The sequence below is a fragment of the Syntrophorhabdaceae bacterium genome (genome assembly GCA_028698615.1).
In the GTDB taxonomy this organism is placed as follows: Bacteria; Desulfobacterota; Syntrophorhabdia; order Syntrophorhabdales; family Syntrophorhabdaceae; genus Delta-02.
The window spans coordinates 1-19,255 of sequence record JAQVWF010000043.1 but is presented as its reverse complement, the minus strand read 5'-3'; the positions used below and the strand labels follow the sequence as shown (position 1 = coordinate 19,255).

The following is a 19,255-nucleotide window of genomic DNA, read 5'->3' as shown; positions in this document are numbered from 1 at the left end:
ATCGACGGAGGTGAATCCTACAGGAAAAAGTTGAGCCCTAAAACCCGGCAATAACAGACTACCATCTCTGGCAAAAGTGGGGAATTACCGCGGCCCCGGGGGTGGGGAATTACCTTGGCTCTTGACACGGGGAACACGCCATTGTCGAGAGCCCGATTGACGCCATGTCCGAAACATCCCCGCGTATGCGGGGAACACAATTTGCCTATATGACAGGCTTCGTCCGGCAGCGAAACATCCCCGCGTATGCGGGGAACACTCCCTTCCCCCCCTTCCTCATCCTGCCGATGACGAAACATCCCCGCGTATGCGGGGAACACTTACCGGGGCACATACGGTCCGCATATACGAACGAAACATCCCCGCGTATGCGGGGAACACTCTGTCGAGTCGGCCCGATCTCAATCGAATTCCGAAACATCCCCGCGTATGCGGGGAACACCACTGATAAAGATGATATCGTCTGTTATCTGCCGAAACATCCCCGCGTATGCGGGGAACACCGTTTTGCTCGGTACGGGGTCTTGAATGTCGATCGAAACATCCCCGCGTATGCGGGGAACACTACTGTTAACTCTTCCGACATTTGTTCACCTCCGAAACATCCCCGCGTATGCGGGGAACACCGAACGGGCCGGAGGCGAATGTCGTCTTTGACACGAAACATCCCCGCGTATGCGGGGAACACCCTTCCGGCAAGAGATCCTCGAAGAGATATTCCGAAACATCCCCGCGTATGCGGGGAACACGCTTAATATGGGATGGGACACGAAAACCCTTAACGAAACATCCCCGCGTATGCGGGGAACACACGCCTTTACGCCAGACGATAATTCGTTGAATCGAAACATCCCCGCGTATGCGGGGAACACACAAAGGTCCAGATCCCGCCGTCGGTCATGAGCGAAACATCCCCGCGTATGCGGGGAACACCTCTCCACAGGGAGCTGAACGAGTTGGTAAAGCCGAAACATCCCCGCGTATGCGGGGAACACTTATCTTCGGGAGACACAAACAGCGATAAAACCGAAACATCCCCGCGTATGCGGGGAACACTGCTTTATTCTCTCCCCATGTCGTCTTGAACTCGAAACATCCCCGCGTATGCGGGGAACACACAATGGCACGCCCAAGTAGGTTGTGTTTACCCGAAACATCCCCGCGTATGCGGGGAACACAGGACACCCGCACGGTCAACCTGCCCATCCGCCGAAACATCCCCGCGTATGCGGGGAACACGCTATCTCGACGGGGAAACCTGTGCCGATGGACGAAACATCCCCGCGTATGCGGGGAACACGTGGCGGTTTTAAGCACCTCCAGCCTCGGATACGAAACATCCCCGCGTATGCGGGGAACACGACGGGGCTCCACTTCGAGCGGCGCGTGTATGACGAAACATCCCCGCGTATGCGGGGAACACTCAAGGAATTCACGCAAGACAAGATAATGCACCGAAACATCCCCGCGTATGCGGGGAACACAACAGGGTTTCGGGTCTGAGGTATTCACACATCGAAACATCCCCGCGTATGCGGGGAACACCTCAACGGGCGTGCCGAAGGGCGGGGAGAAGCCGAAACATCCCCGCGTATGCGGGGAACACCTTTTTTGTATCGGGTTATTCATGTTTGTGGCCGAAACATCCCCGCGTATGCGGGGAACACTTCTCACCGTCTGGTATTCGAGGTTCCTGTAACGAAACATCCCCGCGTATGCGGGGAACACGATCCTTCTGTCTTTTGTCATGATCCCCTCCTCGAAACATCCCCGCGTATGCGGGGAACACATTAACTGTAACCCCTTAAAATCATATTCTTTTTTCAAAGAGCAAAAGTCCACCAACATTATTCCTGCAGGTTCCCGCCTTGTTATGTATGTACAAACGACCTAACTTTTGACCGCAGCCTGTGTCGTCTTTACACGTCTTAGAGAGAAAGTCCCGGCGCTGCACACAAAGCTCGTCCGTGCATCCATCAGTGAATCGTTTCCTTCTTTGAAACTATCCGCGTCTTCCTGCCTGGTGAATTCTTCAAGGCTTCTTTCACCGATCAATGACTGGACAGCCTCGCCGCGTGTTGCATACAGACCCGCATACACCGGGGCGGTCGGAATACAGCACTTTCTGCCAAGCCATATTCCCCAGACCGGATCCTGCAGGCCCTCAGCTATTCTCTGGAGCAAAATGTCATCACCTTGCAGGACAACTCCAAAAGATGTATCCGTGAGATACTGACGGTGAGTGATGACCGTCGCCTTGGCACCCGCATTCTCTTCTGTGTGTTTCTTTGCTTTCTTCTGCGGTTTCGCAAGATCATCAAAGGCCAGATCCGCTTCATTCACCGTTATTGTGTCCAGGATAGTGTGAAAATCCGTTAGCCTCTTCACGGGAAGAACCCGTCCTCTTCTATACCGGGGTATGGATATTGCGAGCATTTTTACATCGTTGAAAGACCGGATAAACTGCTTTTCCTCATCGCCTCCCCGGGAATAGCCCAACGCCGCACAGCACATCCCCATGACGGCGCTCCTGGTTGGCATCAATGCAGTGTCCCGCATCATGAAGCGGCTCTGAAGGCCCCATGACTGCATGGGACCCTGAAGCCGTATCGCCAGATATCTGATATTATCATCCAACATAGTCTACCATCCTCTCGATAAGGTCGTTAAGGTTCATGACCTCGACTGATCCATGTTTATTTTCCATGCCAGCCTGGCCGTACCCAGAGACGGTCACCCCGGCGAATTCTGCCTCGATGCCCCACGTTTCAACAAGGTCCGAGTAATCGTCGTTGATGCGGCGTATAGACTCCAGGACATACCCCTTCCCCGTTTTTGAAACCGGCCGCTCGAATGCGTTGACCAATTGGAGCGGGTGCCCTTTCTCCCGAATCACGCCGAGGACATACGCAGGCATGGTATTGCCGTTCATGCTGTTCCTCCGTGCGGAAGGCACAGCCTTGACAAACCCCTGAATGAACGCCATGACGACCGCCTTCCGTTCTTCCTGGGTCATCGTCTTGCCAAAGTGGTCCTCCTGCGCAAGCATGGTGAGGTTTAATGCGGCGAACCGGTAATAAGTGGCGGAGTTGAATTCAAGCACCTCGACCATGCCCGCTCCGGTCTTGTCGACAGGTTTCCGCTCGTCGACCGCGGTGAAGTAATCGATCTCCGAATCGACCTCATGCGTCGAAAGGGCATGCGAGAACATAGACGCGCCATCAACAGACAGGGAACTGTCAGCGGCGATCATCCGTCCGAAAAGGCCGATGTCTGCTGCGTCCTTTGCAAGTCCGTCAAACCGGGAAAGGGCCTTCTGAAGGGCCTTTTTCATGGGGCCGTTCACCTTCTCTTTTTTCTTGTTTTTCCTGCCAGCCGCCGCCCCCTCCAGCTCCGGGTCTGGCTCCTTGATGGCGGCTTCTTTCTCCTCCGGTGTCAATCCATAGATAGAGCCCGCGATCTTTTCAAATTCATTAGGGGAAAAGAACATCATAGTTTTCACCCTGTCGTCCTTGTCGGATTCAACCTTGCCAAGATAATTGCCTGCCTTGCGGGCGAGGGCCACGGCCATCTCCTCGCTTTCCCCGAGGCCCTGAAGCCTCGACGATATCTTGTCAAAGATAAGTTTGGTCCTGATGCCCTTAAAGAAGCCATCGGAGTCAAACTGGTCGCGCGCTTCCTCACGGCATGCCCTTTTGGCGCACTGGCTCGATACCCTGCCCCTGAGGACTCCGCCAAAGAGAGCGCTTTTCGGTGAATTGTTGTCATCACGGTTAAGGCAGCTGACGGGGAATGACTGCAGTACATGAAGCTCTAAGTGTTTCATATGTTGCCTCCTTATGTTTTTTATCTGACAGGAGCGAGAAGCAAAAGGCCGAAACCGAATCCCTTCGCGCTGCCGATGCCTTCGTTGTATGTCCTCTTAAACTGTGCCCGGTCGGTGACCTGCAACACACCGCGGAACCTGGCGCCGCCGTGGACGCCGGCGTTGCCTTGCCTGCCGGTGAAATATGACTTCCCGATGGTCATAATATCGAGCGGCGTATTTTCGTCCTCTATTATGCGGAACCCGCCCGGGATATCGGCGGGGGGAGAGCCTTCCCGTATCCTGCTCACCTCGCCTTTTCTCGCCAGCCAGCGCCGGAGGTCATCGTCTTTAATAAGCGGAACGCGTTTGCTCCTGCCCTGCTTCACGCCTTCAGCATCACGGACCACGATCGCCTTCGTCGGGTTGACGACAAGGTCAAAATAATACCTGGCGTGTTCGAGGAACGACGCAGGGATCTTTTTCGTCTGGAACGACCCTTCAGGGCACCAGGTCGGTATCTCCGGCTGTCTCTTGGAAAGCAGCCAGACGTGGAACTCGTGTTCCGTCGGGTCGATCCGGGTCAGGAAATCCCGTTTCTGCTCGCGCGCGGAAGAGGGGAAGCACCCCCAGAGCGCCTTGTGGATGGAATAGCTGTCGGTGAATCCCGCCTTGTAGGCGTCAAACGTTCTGAGCCGGATCTGCGTTAGCCAGTTCATCTGCTTTCTCCTTTCTTTTGGTCTTGACGGGTGCGTTCATTTTCCAGAACTCCTGCGCCCACCGGGTTTTTACCCTTCCCCCCCAACGGCTGATATCTTTTGCCAGCTGTTGATAGTTGACCGGTATGTCCTGGGATTTCGCGAAACGGACAATATGGGCCACATGCCCGAAAACGTCCCGGGCGTTGGCCGCTATCAAGATCTGAAACCGCCGTTCAGTGGGGGGTTGTCTTGGACCCGGCGGCCGTCGGGTCTTCTTTGCGGGCCCTGGCGATCTGTCTGCAGGTAGTGCCGAGGTTCCCGGTAAATATCTCTTTTTGATGGGTCGCGTATAATCCGGCGACGAAGCTGTTGACCCGGTCGGCCACATCTATGCCCACGCGCGCCAGCGCCGGCCATGCCCGGTGCTTCCTGCTCTCCACCAGCACACAACGCAGGGCCGCCATGAAGCCCTTGTCACCAGCATGTTTACGTTCCCGTAATTTATTCAGATACTCGTACATTTTCTATTCCTCCTGTAATTTGCTGTATGCGTTTAGTCAGATGTTTGAGCCCCTTCATATAGGCCTGCAGACGACCTGGCCCCTCCCGCCCGCACATGGTTTCGTAGACATCACGGGCCGCCCGGGTGAGGCTGTTCCTCCAGGTAACGCCGGTCGGCGTAAAGTCATCCGTGCCGATCGCTTCGATATGTGCGACAAGAAGAGGAAGACTGCCCTCGACCAGGGTCCAATAGAACTCCCCTGCCCTGTCGGCAAGGCCTTTCCCTTTTGCAGAGAGAGACTTGCAATATTTAATAATAGCCCCGCCCAGCGCCTGGGCAACCCGTTCGGCGTTCTGCACCCCGTCCGAATATACCCCGCTATGCTCGCGGACGGCAGCGGGGACATGGAACACTGATTCGACGATCTTGTGGATCTTCTGTTTTATGCCTTTTTCGCTGATGAAGGAGCATACGTGGATGTCGCAGGGGCTGTCCACGGGGATATTGGACAATGCCCAAACGCTTCCATCGTCACTCTTTTCTGAGGAACGTTTGACGATTATCGCTGGCAGTTCCCGCCATAAGGCTTTGTTTTTGTCGACCGTGACATATTTGCGTATCTCGACCCCGCCATTTTTTGCTTTTTCCACTACGATAGCGGCAGTCGGGAGGAGCACCACGCCGCCCTGCGGCCCATCCACATTCTTCCCCTCCTCTTCCGTGAGCGATCGGAATATGAACCCGAGGCCGCAATACATCCCGTTACCGTCAGGCAATATCCGTATGAGCCGGGTGAGGGGAACCAGGGAACCAAGATAGGTGCCGGTGGCATTGCTTATCGCATCCTTGTCTCCCCTCGACCGGGGGAACTGCTCCCACACGGGTCGGCCCATTCCGACGCCGTGCCTTTCAATTTCTTCATGGGTGACAAGGTTGAGGCACAGGGTCTCGAGGAGGTTACGTCCCCTGAGGAAACAATGCGCTATGGCCGGGCCGCACGGTCCGCTCGGCTGGCCCGCGACCGGGGTGTCTTTTCCCTGCCATCTGGCCTTCGGTCCCGCCCCCTGGAGGGCGAAATTCAGATATGTTATCAGGTCCAGGGCCGCTTTCGGCCGGTCCGCATGGGGCCGGTCGGGAATGTCCTGGTAGTTGAAGACCTTCGGGTTGCCGCCTTTTGTCAGCGTGAAGTCGAGATGTGAAAGAGGGGTTATATCTTTTCCCCCCAGGTCCTTCACCTGCAGCCATGGGAAGTCCGGGTGAAAGAGCTCAAACAGGTCCTTGTGGTCCGAGAGATAGGCTTGAACGGCCCCCGGCAGCCTTTTCCGGGCCTTTTCCCACTCCTCGTAATCTTTGGGCCCGTCAAGGGCCGCGTGGGCAACGCACATCAGGAGCCTCATCGCAGCCACCCGTTGGTGGGGCAAGACAGCGAGGTCAATAATTTTTTCATTGCTCAACGCATCACGGATACTTGCCAGTCTTTCCCGGCCACCCTCCAGCACGGGTATCCAATCGTTAAATGCGACATTCACTTTTGCCTTACCTCCTTTTATTTATGGCCAATCCAATCTCGGCGTTATATGAGAAAGAATATTTGTCCTTCAACTCTTCCATAGTCACCGTCCCGTCGTTGTTCACAATCGCAACCAGATAATTGCCGGGAAAATACTTTTCAAACGGCCCGTCCTGGGTATATGGCCTCTCGAAATGATATATAGCGGCCTTGACGACGTTCTTGTGTATCGAACGCGCCGGCGAGATCCGGAAATCGTCGTTGGCGTTCACGGTATCGCTGCTCCCGTCAAGAAATACGACCCGACCCTGGCCTATGCTCCGGCACAGAACAACCGGGACTGTTTCGATGTCGGTGAACCTCGTCCTGGTGTCGTCATCAGTTAAAGCGGGCAGTCCCCCGGCGCAGTTCGCGGCGGCGGCCTGCTTCAGCATCCCCTCTGTTCCTTTGTGACGCATCCAGAGCTCGACCCATGCTTCAGGCTCCCCGTCCCGTTCCTCATACGTTGATTCGAGGACCTGCCTGATCTGCGTCGGGACTTCGATGCTGTGGTCGGGCAGGTTCTTCCACACTTCGAGAGACCGAAGCAGAGCATACACTGAGTAGACATTTCCCTTGGGTCCAAATGCCTTCTCTATATCTCCGCCGGTCATCCATTTCAGTTTTTCGATTGAATAGGGTTCGTCAATGATATAAACATGCGGGGTGTCGGCTCCCGGGCGGTTTCTCCTTTCATGGCGCCAGAGCCTGCCTATGCGCTGCAGGAGCATGTCGCTCGGGGCGAGCTCCGTAATTAACAGATCGGCGTCGATGTCGACGCTTTGTTCGACGACCTGGGTGGCAACGAGTATACGGGCAGCCCGGTTTCCCCGGGATTTGCCAAGACGCGCCATCCACTCGTTCTCGTGGGCCTCCCTTTGCCAGAAAGGAAAGCGGGAGTGGAGGAGACCGACCGTGATCCCTCCGGAGCTGGTTGCTTCTCTTACACGGGTGTACTGGTTCTGCGCTTCATCTATCGTGTTGCACACCCACAGCACGCAGCCCCCTTTGCCGGCGGTTTCCGCGGCCTTCGACAGGGCGTAATCCTTTTCCACAAAATCAACCTTCACAACCTTACGCTGTTCCCCGGGCACGGCTGCCGTTATGGGGGAGAGTTCCCTGTCGTCTTCCCGCCTCCCCGTGACCAGGGGATAAGAGGGGATGTCACAGGTTTGTGTCCTCAGCAGACCGGCCCGTGCGTCGGCGGTCAGTGTGGCGGACAGGATGATCACCGTGCACCCGAGGTCCTCGAGCGAGCCTATCAATTTTTTAATGATCGTTGCCGTATACACGTCATAGGAGTGTATCTCGTCGAGAATGACGACTTTCCCGGCCAGGGCGAAGTGGCGGACAAAAGAGTGTTTGACCGTCAATTCCCCGAGAAGCAGCTGGTCAACCGTCCCCACGCCGAAGCGCGCCAGCAATGCCCGTTTGTTTGAGGAGAACCAGTCTCTCCCCGCCCTTGCGTCTTCCCGCCAGTTTATCTCCCCGGCGGTTATTGCCGGGTTTATTGACCCGCTGTTCGTATTTTTCAGCCAGGAGGCTGCATGGATGAGCCTGCTCGATGCGGTTCCCTCGGTAATGCGGTCGAGATACTTGTTTATGCGTTCGTGGATACTGTTGCTTGTTATCTGGGTAGGCAACGCAAAGTACAAGCCGCCCGCCTTGCCGGAAACCATTAACTCGTAGGCGGCGGCGAGGGCGATCTCTGTCTTGCCCATACCCATCGGCGCCTCGACCACATAGACCCCGGGACCGGTGATGGCGGCGATGGCCTTCGATTGGAAGTCGTACGGGGTTACGCCGAATATGTCTTTAAATGCCAGGGCGGGTTTGATATGCGGGCGGGAAAACCCAAGGATGTCAAGCACCCGCCGGACATGATCGCGATCCTGCAGGCGGGGGAAACAAACGTTATCCGAACCAATCCAGTCCGCAACAGAGATGACCCCGCCCAGCCATTTCAAGGCTGGAGAATCAAATGAGCCAGGGTCAAAGCAGGGCCCTGTATCCATCAGGCTAAAATACTGGAGCACGTTTTCAGCGTGATCGTTGCGCTCTGATTCCCATTTGATGCCTGCCTTTGCATCATCATTCAGAGGAGCCGACCTGTCCTCAGGAGCCAGAAACTGCCCGTGATGACCTCCAATGGCCGAAGCGATATATTTTGCTCTGGTATGGCTCACGCCTTTTTGTTTGAGGAATTTTTGTGTAAAAACCTGGGAGACATAACCGTGTTTCGTTGCTCGTTTGTTTCCTGTTATAAAAGCGCCATTCTTGTACGCGCCCAACAACCCGTTTTGCATGAGCCATTGACGGCATTTCATTTGAAAGGCGGGCGATATCTTCCCGATGTCGTGCAAAGCCGCCAGGACGCCCACTTCTTTTGCGGTTATCCCGAACCTGTCCAGCATCCCCGGCGTCAGCATTTCAACAAGACATTCCGCGACGCATCCTACATTTATCATGTGGTCGTAAACCGAGAGTGCCGGATTGCCATCCTTATCCGTTTTAGCCCAAAATGTCATCTTCCCTCCGATATTCAAATAGCATCCTGCGCCGCCTCTTTCTCCACGTCCGCCCCGTGGTCGTCCGCATGCTCGAGCTGATAGAAATGCTTTACCGGGACAGTGGGAGTAATGGCGACCACCCGGTCCCTTTGCCCAGCGTCGCACAGGTCATCCCGCCAGTCCCTTTCCTGACGTCGGCGAGGAGGTCTTGAACGTTGGGATTTGGATAGGTCCCGGAAGTTATATGCCAGCCATCTCTCCCTCCAGGGAAATCCGTCAGGCTCACTCCACCTTCTTTAGCCCGAAAAGAATGTCCAACATTATTTGATAATTTCTCATCCTATTTTGATAATTTCTTATCATATGAAAGTGTCAACTGTTTGTCACTGTAAAATAATAACGCCAGATATCCGGATACGTCCCCTGAGCAATCAGCGTCTTCAGTTCCCGGACCTGGAACAGGGGGAGGACGATGCCCACCGTTTCGCCACAAGACGCTCTATTTTGTATTGTGAGAGGTTTTTGGGGGACCGGTATCGTGGAAGCACACAGCAACCCGGCCTTCACGTAATTGCCCGTGGTCTGATAAATCAAGGAAAGCTTGCCGTATGCGCCTGCAGTATCGGTATGTTCGGGTCCGGGAGACCTCTCTTGAATGGCCAACACTTTCCCTGCAATTGCAGCGGCTTCAGGGTAACGGGCTTCTTTGTCCGGCCGGGCATGTTGTTCGACGAGTCTTTTTACCCCGCCCTGCGGCCGGGCCGAAGATACTTCAGGAGAGACGGACACAATGACAAACAAGGTAGTCAGTGCGCAAAAGATTCCTTTGCTTGGGGTTCCATTCATCATTCACCTCGTCTCTATATGAATAACGATATAGCCGAAACATATATCGCGATGGAACGGCAAAACAGAGAATCCCTTGCAGTGTGTATTATATTGTATGATATTAGTGATTGTTGCAGTCAACAACTTTCTTCAATCACCTGAAATTCCTTCCCGTACCTTACCGGGAATCCGGACCGGACGCGCCCTGCCTTAACCCATGCCCGCGGAGCCGAGCCCCCTGGCAGGCGGCATGAACCCGATGGTCCTTTTCGCGTTGCCCTTCCTCGCGAACCGGTCTGCAACCGTCGGGTCCCACCTGTCGAGGCGCATCACCTGACCCTTCCCGACGGGCCCCTTCTCGAGCCGCCTTGCCACGAGGATGGTGAGCATCTCCTTCGCCACCCTCAGGGAGTCCGTTTCGGCCGCGATCATCCCGGCGACCTCGTCGCTAACCTCTATGGCGAAGGGGAGCCTCCTCTGCGTTTTCACCTGTTCCGCCATATAGTCCCTGACAATGACCCTCCTGTCGTCCTCGCCGGTCCGGTATCCGCCAGGAAAGCGGGGAAGGCCGGTCGAGGTCAAAGCGCTTGAAGTCGTCCGAACGAAGAACGGGGCGCAGGTCTGTGTCGAGTTGGTCGCGCAGTTCGGCTAATCTCTCCACACCAAGATCGATTTTTCTTTCATCCGGCATAGACTTTTTGTCTTTGAGCATCTGAAAAAACTCGCCGTCCAATGGGTCGAGCCCCAAAGAATAGACGGCGTGATCGATATCGTAAAAATCCCTGACCGCGATATATTTACGGCTCAAAGCCGCCAGGATCTTCTCCGCTATGCATTCCGCAAAGGAAATACACTGTGCTTGAATTGGCGACAGCGCCGGTCTCCCCGTATCCGGGTTGATAAGCATAGTGTTGACAGCGCCCTGAATGCCCGGTTTATAAAGGGCACCCCTTAAATCGATGTCTATCTTGATCGTCCCCAAATCTTCACTCAATAAAGACCGGTAGTTTATGATAACGCCATAATGTTTTGACTCGTTCGCCCCCTTTAAACCTTGTCCTATCTGAAAACAGTCAAGGTCTTGGTCTTTTGGCAGATCGGAGAAGATTTGCTCGAGGGGTTTCATTTGGTTGCTTCGGGATGTGCGGTTTTCTCTACCGGTGGGCGTGATCGAGAAATCGAGGTCCTCACTCAGGCGGTAAAAGTCTGCATAGACTTTTGAAAGACATGTTCCACCTTTAAAGACAAGATCGGGACATTTCGAAGACAAATATTCCAGGAGTAAAGTACAATAATAGTCTTTTTCAACCAGAATACCGGAAAATCTTGTCGTTGCGCTGGTTGCGTCCAATGCTTTTCCGAAAGAGTTATCGTTCTTGTGGATATCACTCACCATTGATGATTATTCCCCATCTCTTATTTAGCTTGCCGCGTTTGGGCTTCTTCGGGAGCCACGGGATCGTCGCCACGGTAGGTTTTAACCTCTTCTCGAGCTTCTCCAACAGTCTGTCGTCCACGCCCAGGATTTCCAGTAATGCCCCGATACGTCTGATCGTGGCAATATCACCATAACGCAGCGTACACTCTACCAAGGCCTCGGCAGTTATTTTTTTCTCCCTGAGGTCCCTGCGTATCCACCTGTAAACACGAGTTAAGTAGCCGAATCTGGGCCAGTCGTAGACCGCGTCAACAAGAGTCCGGACACGGGAAGAATATACGGCAATCTCTCCACTCCTCCACCTGACATCCTCGGTATCTCCGAGCCTCTCCGGCCCGACTTTGATGAGCTCCAAATATACAGAGCCAATCTTTTTTGATCCTGATATTTTGTCGTTGTACGCATATACCAGGACCGGCACCTGGGTGGAAAAACCATACCGATTGAACATATTCGGCCCACAGATCTGATACCGGCCGCCCTTGTCCCTCATGAGCGTGTTGATCGCCAGGGCCATGTCGGGGCTCCATTGACCCCAGGACGGCAGTTTTTTCGGGGCAAGATAGAGCCCCCTGCGTACACGGGCGATCATTTCGGCGCGGGACAGGCGGCTCAGAAGCTTGCGCTCCTGGACGGGCGTCAACCCGAGGGCGGCCTGCAGTTCACCAGTCTCTACAGTGGCCGTTTTTTTCTCTGTGCCTTTTGACTGGACATAGACGAAGAAGCGGATCCCGAGGGGGCCGAGATACGCACCGCGCCGTACATTGGTATCAGGAACGCCCTGGGCGTCGGCGGGTTTGTTGGATATATCTTTTGAAATATTCATAGACTCATTGTATAACAATATTAATCCCCTGTCAAGGGATTAACCTGAAATAGGATACAATACAAAGGTCGTCACATCCCCATCCCATCCGCCTCGCCCAGCCCTGTTTCCTGATGCACATACTCCCGGAGCAGGGCAAGGATTTCCTCGTTGAAAGGCTTCACAGCTTCCGGGTCGGGATTGATCTCGACAGGATCCGCCCCGTTTTCCAAGAGCAACCGCGCTATTTTTGCATGACCTTCCATGCATGCCCATTCAAGAGGGGTGTGTCCGAGCCCATCAGGCATATTCACGTCCGCTCCGTAGTCGATCAGGAGCCGGACGATGGCGGAATTGCCCGTTTTGCTTGCAATAACAATCGGCGTTTGTCCTGTTTTGTCTATAACGCTCTCCACATCCGCCCCCATTTCGATAAGGTAAAGCGCAGCGTCTTGAAGCCCCCTTTCACAGGCCTCGATAAAGGATTCGTTGATCTTGCTAATGCGGACAGTCTTCTTTGTGTTGGTCAATTTCACATTCCTCCAGGGGATATATTTGTGGTGCAGAAAGTGGAAAAATACAGCTCAGGACGGTTCTCCTGAAACCAGGCAAGGAGCTCTTCCCGGAATTTATTGCCGTCCTCCATTTCCAAGGCCGTTTCCAGCACCGCTTCGGGATCATATTCTTTAAATAGCGCGATAAGGTCATTTTTTTCATCACCCGGGGCGGAAAGGGCCCTGACAATATTGGATTTTGTCGCCCCGGCGGATGAGGATGAGTGCGCCTTGAGATTAGGGTTTCACATCCATCGTACAGAAAGCCGAAAACACCAGCTCAGGGCAGTATTCCCTGTAAAGCGCCACGATCTCGTCTGTGGAATTCTTTTGTTCGCTCGCCAAGAGGAGGTCCAGGCCCGTATGACCGTTGCTTGTCCTGGCCGTCAGCTTTGCCCCGTTCTCGATCAGGAGCCGGGCGAGATTGGGGAAGTTCCAACGGCAGGCGTGGTGAAAGGGAGTTTCGCTGTTATTGTCCCGCGCGTCCGGATCGGCGCCGTGGTCAATGCAAAGTGCCGCGACCTCGCGGAACCCTTTCATGCACGCGTAGTGGAGGGGGGTGAAGCCATTGGCCGGAAACTGTGCGTTGGTCTCTGCATGAGCGTCGAGGAGGATGCGGGCGATGTCGACACGGCCTTTCATCGCCGCCCAGTGCAGGGGCGTCTGACCAAGGTGGTTGCGTGTGTCGGGATCCGCCCCCGCGGCGAAAACGCGCTGGATCTCGCTTATCACCCCTAATTTCATATTGGTCCAGAGGAACGCGTTGAGTGTTTTGCGGATATTCATGCGGATGTCTTTTTTGACCCTGGCGTCCTGCAGAATTGCACGGCACACTTTCCCGGAGGCGTTTGAGATAAGATACCCTATCGGTTCGTGATATTTATGGTCTATTGCGTTCACGTCCGCGCCGTGATCGATAAGAAGACATGCGATCTCAAGACAGGCGCGTTCAACAGCGTCGGTGTGTTTCCGGGTCTTCACGAAGGAATCGAAGATGACGTGCAGCGCCGTCTGGCCAAGGTGGTTGCGCGCGTTCACGCCGGCGCCGGACTCAAGAAGGAACTTTATCATCTTTACATCGCCTGCGGCAGCTGCGTGATGGAGCATGGTCCAGCCAGATTCGTTCCTCGCATTCACATCCGCCCCCGCCTCGAGTGCTCGTTTGAGGGACCGGATACTCCCGTATAATGGTTTGTTGGCGTTAACAGTGGTGAAGTCTTCTTTTCTCATCGGCATTTACAGGCTACCTCCCGGGGATATATCGCTGGTGCAGAATTTAGAGAAATAAAGCTCCGGCGCGAGCTCCTGGAACCATTCGAGACGCAGTGATCGGGCGGAACATTCAGACAGCTCAAGTATTGCATTCAGGATATCATTGGGCGCATGTTCGATGAATACCCGAAGTAATTCCTTCATCTCCTCTTGTCCTTCAGGGAGATTCTCGTCTCCGGCGAGGGCAAGGCCAATAGGTGTAGTACAGCACATAGCATCGTCCCGCTCGTAGATCCCGGCACCATGTTTAAGAAGAAACGCGGCGGCCTTCGGGTTCGGGTTCCTGCAGGCATCGTGGAGCGGTGTGTTGCCGTGCTTGTCCCACGCGCCGACCTCCGCACCGGCGGAGAGGAGGAACGCTGCTATTTCGAATCTATCGTTCCAACATGCCGCATGGAGTGGTGTTTCGCCGTCGGCATTATACCCTTCGATCAATTTGCGGGGGTTCCTATTTCTGGCAAAAATGGCTTTTACGGTCTTCAAGTCGTCATCGGCGATAGCCCGAAAGAGCTTCTGCCTGGGGGAAAGTCTCTTAGTTTTGGCCATCACATCCCCCCGGGTGACATCTGTGCTGTGCAGAACTTCGAAAAATACAGCTCGGGGGCATACTCACGGAAGAGCTCGAGCGTTGTCCCCCTGTAAGGGTCGCCTTCTTCCAGTTCCAGGATATAATCGAGTGCCGTCCGGCTGTTATCGGCTACAAGACCGACATCAGCGCCACGGTCAAGGAGGAGGCTGATCACGGCGGGGTCTCCGTGTTTGCACGCCAGGTGTGTAGGTGCGATCCCCCCGGATGACCGCACGTTCACGTCGGCGCCGCTGTCCAGTAGGAGACGGACCGTTTCAAACCAACCGTAATTGCACGCCTCATGTAACGGCGTCCAGCCGTCCTTATCCGCCGCGTTGACATCCGCGCCGCTCTCGAGCAATAGCCGGACGATCGCGAGGTGTCCATCGTTGCATGAGGCGTGCAATGCAGTTTCACCCGCCACGTCGCGCACGTTCACGTCGGCGCCGTGATCGATGAGGAGTTTCACGATGTCTACGTGCCCGACAGAGGACGCGTTCATCAAGGCTGTGCTGCCTTCGTGGTCCTGTGCATTCACGTCTGCGCCATGTTCCAGTAATAGCCGGATGATCTTCACATCTTTGCTATGCGTGCAGGCCCTATACAGTGGATAGTATCTGCTTTTGTCAAAACAGTCTCCGGAATTCACGTCCGCCCCCGCCTGTATGGCTTTCCAGAGATTTTTGAAAGAAGACAGGCTTATCGCATTGTGCAGGTCCTTCTGCAGGGTGCTTTTGGATTTCTTTCTGACTTCCGCCATACCGCTATTCTTTAGGCCTCCATCATCGCATTGGCCAGAACCTTCCTGAACTTTTCCCCAGTCTCCGTGAGAAAGCAGGCAAACCGCCTCCGCTCATACAGATCGGGCCGGGAATCAACGAGGCCGTAGCCACCTAACTGGCCGGTCTTTTTGTTGTATGATGTGCCCAATGCTATAATGTTCCTGCTGACGGTAGCCTGGGGCATGCCGAGTCTTTTTGCCAGTTCTGTCTGGGTTATTCCGTCTTCCTGACAGACTGCCAGGAAGAGATGCAGCTGGGAGATCGCGAAATCCGGGCTTACGAGCTCCCGGACTGCCCCGATCATCTTTTCGAATTTGGCCATTGTCTCCAACCCAGTCTTGGTTCCTGTGGATTTCTTCAATGTTTCTCTCCTACATGTGTTTTATAATGCGCAAAAGCCTGCAGGCTTGATCATCTACAAGAATAAATAGCACCCCGGGGAGATCTGTTCCCGACGATCAGGACGGTCGAGGATAAGTTTCTTCGGATTCATCTTCATCAGTATTTCTCAGACCTTTGAGAAAACCAGCCACATACCGGTCAACGCCCGTATTACGCGCTATCCGCATCAAACGTTCCAGGTCCAGGTCATCGACATCGGTATCGAACGGCGGCATGGTGAGTTTGCTCTTACTGCGCGGGGTCGCCGCCAGATAGATCCAGTCGACAAGGGCTTTCTCAGGGGTAGCACGCGTGTAGAACTTTGCCGTCGGATCAATGAGGTCGGATGGGATCCCGGCGTTGCTATCAAGCATGCGCTCGGGCAGGGCATGAAGCCTGAATTCCCCGAAGTCCCCCGTAACAGTCCGGACCATCGGCGACACCCTTCCCCCGGCTTCTGTATGTCGGATCGGGGCGACGAAGGTTATCGCTCTCGGCGGGTTATTTATAATGCCAAAAGCACCCAGGACATACTGAAGTGATACAACCGCGCCAGGATACATATACTGGCAGGCTTCGGGCGGAACAACGGGAGGATGGGCGCGCATATTTGCATAAAGCGAACGATATACCTTGACGAGCTTGCCAGCCTCGGTCATCTCGTTTATCCATGAGTGCAGCGTGTTGTCGGTTATGGTCGGCCTGACATCCTGGGCAATCTTGAGCAGGACGGACGTGGATACAAAACGCATGGCCCTTGGCCCATACAATACCTTCTCAATTTCATCACGCCATCTCATAATGTCTGTCCTGGTTGATTATGATCATCATTATTTTCTCCGGGATCAAACCTGGTAATAATTGTCTCAATCTTCTCCCCGGTCATCATAACGATCTTATGAAAGTATTCTTCGGTTATTCTGGAAGCTTCGGCTTTTTCGAGATAGGGTATGACCTCCTCGCGAAATCTCTCCCAGGTCATCATATCCAGTTTATTCCAAATCCGGTAAGCAAGTTCTTCAGCGGGCATACTATGTCTTTTAATAAAATCAGTCATCAATGCCGCGCCGGGTTCAACATTCATAGAAAATAGAATATGGAGATCATAAAGGTCTCTTGGTGCGTCTCTATTATCATTCAACATCGCATTCATTTTCGCTACTATCAATGCCTGGGCATCGTAAGTCTCAAGGGTGACAGGGGACAGGTTATACTCTGATGGAGGTACAAAGGTTGTTGTAATAACATGGTCTTCATTCAATAGTCCTCTGCGGGAAACCTCGACAGTCAGGTTAAACGGCTCTCCGGTATCAGCAATGGTTCCATTTATCTTCCATCTGAGGGTTGTATCAATCTGCTTAGGTTCGGTAACTCTGGCATTCCGAATATAATTAGAGCAGGTGACCGTCGCCTTGCGAATAGCCGCGCGTATTGTCTCCTTTGCGTACTCAGGTTCTTTAAGAGGATTTGCATCGAGATCTATATCCTTGGTATATCGCAGGCTATTCGCGGTAATGCGCATGGCCATTCCCCCCTTCAGGATCATATCTCTTCGCCTGGTATGCCAGAATATTTCCGAAAGGATCTTCATCTGAAGCGTTTCGCGTATCATAAATATCAGGGAATTCATTTTTTACCTCTGTGTATTGAGTTAGTATCAATAAAAGAATACTATCTAAATACATTAATGTCAAGAAAAGAAAGCCGCCGGCCAGACACCGTATGGTTTCCGAAAATGCAATTTATCAATTGCTGGAAGCGTCTTTGAAAATGCCAAAAAAATACAAAACGGAAAATCCTGTGCGTAACTTTTGATTTGTAACTTACGGAAGCCATTGTAGTATCTGGTCATGCCTTGCAGTTGACTTTGCAGTAATCTTGCAGTAATCTTTTTGCATGAAAAACACCTGATGGAGGGCGATTTTGAGGACATATTACTGGAACGCCGCACAAAATGATAATCCCCTTAAAACCCCTTTTCTGGGACAGTTTGTACTCAACGACGCCAATATACGTATACAGGATGAAACGCTCATATCGCTTGATCAGGAGGTCTCGCATTTCGAAGTGGCCGTCCCTGCGGATGTCCGGTCGCAACTCATATCCCGCAATGAACTGCTTACCTCATTCGCTATATCAAAGGCTGAAAAAACCAACAGGCTTAATATAGAAGAAATGAGACAGATCCGTGCCGATGTGAACAGTGGTACGGGGGGACCGCAACCATTCAGCAACCCTGTTGTCGAACCTCTAAAAAAACCAAAGAAAGCCCATGACAGGCTGGAGTACGCCAACATACTGAGAACCTTCCGGTGGTCCCTGGAAAAAGGGAATATAACGGCCGGGAATCTTTCTATCGACCTTATCTGTCGGGTACATGCCGGTTTAACGGATGGCCTCGACTTCTTCGAAGATAAGATAATGGAGTTCGATCCTTCCCGCCCGGGGATCATCCGGGACAATGACGATATCCGTGTCAGGGAATACAAGCCTATCGATGCAAAGAATATTGTCACCGAGCTTGAAGAGCTGATCCACTTTTACCGTGAAGCCCCGTCGTTGCGCAACCTTGGCCTCTTTCATGCGGGTCTGTATGCTCTCCACCCTTTCAATAACGGGAATAAACGCCTGTGCAGGATCCTGGAACATGCGCTTATCCGGGACCTCGGGCTTAACCGCGGGAACATTTACAGCCACAGTTATTTCTATTACAAACAGATGAACAGGTTCTACAGCACGCTCCTTAAAGGATTGCTCTCGAAGAATTTTACCCCGATAGTGAATTTCGGCCGCGAGGCGATCTTCTTCTCCCAGCTTGATGTCTTTCGTGCTTCGATCGAACAGCAGAGAACAAGTTTCATCAAAAACAACCTCCCCCCTGGAGCGGGGACAAAAGAAGGCCAGGGCAGGGTTTATTCTATGTTCATCAAGAACAAGGAACTGAACTTCACCAAGATTATGAAAATGGCAAGAAAGATGCCGGACAGGACGGTCGCGGAGTACCTGAAGCAGGGCCTGGCGCGGAACGTGCTGGAGAAAAGGGATATAGGGAAATATTCGTATTATTCGTTAAAGCTAAATACAGACGAAGAACAGTTCCTGAGAGAGCGTATATCATCCCAGGCGGGGAGTATAGAAACCATGCCCGAGAATTTTTTTGCGAGTGTTTACCGTTCTGGCGAAGACTGGAAGCCGGCGGGGCAGGGGCCCGGTGAATCCGTGGAGAAGACTGAACCGGAGCAGGGGCCGGCGCCGTGAAAACTATCGTTGTGGCGCCGCGTAACCAATGCTATATTTATAAGGGGACGGGACAGTGCATCAAGAAGAACTACTACAAGAAGACATGACAAGATACAGAGCGAAACCGCTCAGAATGCTCAAAGATGAGAAGGTCGATAGCAAGATCGATCCCCTGATCACGGTCCTTCAAAAACTGTTGTTTTCAATCGCCGATAAATGGTAAAGAATTCCATGTATAAAGGAGGCTCCATGACAGAGGGAGAGATTGTCCGTGAAGAGGAGGTACCGGTTTGAAGAAAACGATCGAAAGTCAATGTGCA

18 protein-coding genes and 1 CRISPR repeat array are annotated in these 19,255 nt (G+C 53.4%); of the genes, 1 reads left to right on the top strand and 17 read right to left on the bottom strand.

Annotated features, from left to right (window positions below; genetic code table 11):
• Positions 1-108: 108 nt before the first annotated feature.
• A CRISPR array of direct repeats spans positions 109-1,789; the repeat unit is 29 nt; unit sequence CGAAACATCCCCGCGTATGCGGGGAACAC.
• 101 nt (positions 1,790-1,890) lie between these two features.
• The 17 genes from cas5e to PHC90_11625 all read right to left on the bottom strand — a co-directional run bounded on the left by cas5e (position 1,891) and on the right by PHC90_11625 (position 17,325).
• Positions 1,891-2,640, bottom strand: a complete 750-nt coding sequence (cas5e, locus tag PHC90_11705; protein MDD3847010.1) for a type I-E CRISPR-associated protein Cas5/CasD — start codon at positions 2,638-2,640, stop codon at positions 1,891-1,893.
• Positions 2,630-3,826 carry a type I-E CRISPR-associated protein Cas7/Cse4/CasC gene (cas7e, locus tag PHC90_11700; protein ID MDD3847009.1) on the bottom strand — a complete coding sequence of 399 codons (1,197 nt, stop codon included), beginning with the start codon at positions 3,824-3,826 and terminating at the stop codon, positions 2,630-2,632. Before cas7e ends, cas5e begins: the two co-directional genes overlap by 11 nt.
• A 20-nt stretch (positions 3,827-3,846) precedes the next feature.
• The gene (gene cas6e, locus PHC90_11695; GenBank protein ID MDD3847008.1) at positions 3,847-4,524 is read right to left on the bottom strand and encodes a type I-E CRISPR-associated protein Cas6/Cse3/CasE; all 678 of its coding nucleotides are present in this window, start codon (positions 4,522-4,524) and stop codon (positions 3,847-3,849) included.
• A 215-nt stretch (positions 4,525-4,739) separates the two neighbouring features.
• Positions 4,740-5,027: a hypothetical protein gene (locus tag PHC90_11690; GenBank protein MDD3847007.1), complete on the bottom strand. Its 288-nt coding sequence runs from the start codon at positions 5,025-5,027 to the stop codon at positions 4,740-4,742.
• Positions 5,008-6,537 carry a type I-E CRISPR-associated protein Cse1/CasA gene (casA, locus tag PHC90_11685; GenBank protein MDD3847006.1) on the bottom strand — a complete coding sequence of 510 codons (1,530 nt, stop codon included), beginning with the start codon at positions 6,535-6,537 and terminating at the stop codon, positions 5,008-5,010. The genes PHC90_11690 and casA overlap by 20 nt, the downstream gene beginning before the upstream one ends.
• Before the next feature lie 7 nt (positions 6,538-6,544).
• A complete protein-coding gene (gene cas3 / locus PHC90_11680) occupies positions 6,545-9,085 on the bottom strand; it encodes a CRISPR-associated helicase Cas3' (protein MDD3847005.1) in 2,541 nt (846 codons plus the stop codon).
• Positions 9,086-9,439: 354 nt separating this feature from the next.
• Complete coding sequence (locus PHC90_11675; GenBank protein ID MDD3847004.1) at positions 9,440-9,916, bottom strand: tetratricopeptide repeat protein; 477 nt, start codon at positions 9,914-9,916, stop codon at positions 9,440-9,442.
• A 189-nt stretch (positions 9,917-10,105) separates the two neighbouring features.
• Entirely contained in the window at positions 10,106-10,384 is a 279-nt protein-coding gene (locus PHC90_11670; GenBank protein MDD3847003.1) for a hypothetical protein, read from the bottom strand.
• Positions 10,344-11,291, bottom strand: a complete 948-nt coding sequence (locus PHC90_11665; protein ID MDD3847002.1) for a nucleotidyl transferase AbiEii/AbiGii toxin family protein — start codon at positions 11,289-11,291, stop codon at positions 10,344-10,346. Before PHC90_11665 ends, PHC90_11670 begins: the two co-directional genes overlap by 41 nt.
• A complete protein-coding gene (locus PHC90_11660) occupies positions 11,281-12,159 on the bottom strand; it encodes a DUF6088 family protein (GenBank protein MDD3847001.1) in 879 nt (292 codons plus the stop codon). Before PHC90_11660 ends, PHC90_11665 begins: the two co-directional genes overlap by 11 nt.
• A 71-nt stretch (positions 12,160-12,230) precedes the next feature.
• Positions 12,231-12,668, bottom strand: coding sequence for an ankyrin repeat domain-containing protein (locus PHC90_11655; GenBank protein ID MDD3847000.1), 438 nt, complete (start codon positions 12,666-12,668; stop codon positions 12,231-12,233).
• A gap of 261 nt (positions 12,669-12,929) precedes the next feature.
• Complete coding sequence (locus PHC90_11650) at positions 12,930-13,928, bottom strand: ankyrin repeat domain-containing protein (protein MDD3846999.1); 999 nt, start codon at positions 13,926-13,928, stop codon at positions 12,930-12,932.
• The gene (locus tag PHC90_11645; protein MDD3846998.1) at positions 13,929-14,510 is read right to left on the bottom strand and encodes an ankyrin repeat domain-containing protein; all 582 of its coding nucleotides are present in this window, start codon (positions 14,508-14,510) and stop codon (positions 13,929-13,931) included.
• Positions 14,510-15,292: an ankyrin repeat domain-containing protein gene (locus PHC90_11640; GenBank protein ID MDD3846997.1), complete on the bottom strand. Its 783-nt coding sequence runs from the start codon at positions 15,290-15,292 to the stop codon at positions 14,510-14,512. Before PHC90_11640 ends, PHC90_11645 begins: the two co-directional genes overlap by 1 nt.
• Positions 15,293-15,303: 11 nt before the next feature.
• Entirely contained in the window at positions 15,304-15,675 is a 372-nt protein-coding gene (locus PHC90_11635) for a MarR family winged helix-turn-helix transcriptional regulator (GenBank protein ID MDD3846996.1), read from the bottom strand.
• Positions 15,676-15,772: 97 nt separating this feature from the next.
• Positions 15,773-16,495, bottom strand: coding sequence for a hypothetical protein (locus PHC90_11630; protein ID MDD3846995.1), 723 nt, complete (start codon positions 16,493-16,495; stop codon positions 15,773-15,775).
• Entirely contained in the window at positions 16,492-17,325 is an 834-nt protein-coding gene (locus PHC90_11625) for a nucleotidyl transferase AbiEii/AbiGii toxin family protein (protein MDD3846994.1), read from the bottom strand. The genes PHC90_11630 and PHC90_11625 overlap by 4 nt, the downstream gene beginning before the upstream one ends.
• A gap of 293 nt (positions 17,326-17,618) precedes the next feature.
• On the opposite strand from PHC90_11625, the gene PHC90_11620 reads away from it, so the two are divergent.
• Positions 17,619-18,953: a Fic family protein gene (locus tag PHC90_11620; protein MDD3846993.1), complete on the top strand. Its 1,335-nt coding sequence runs from the start codon at positions 17,619-17,621 to the stop codon at positions 18,951-18,953.
• Positions 18,954-19,255: the final 302 nt, after the last annotated feature.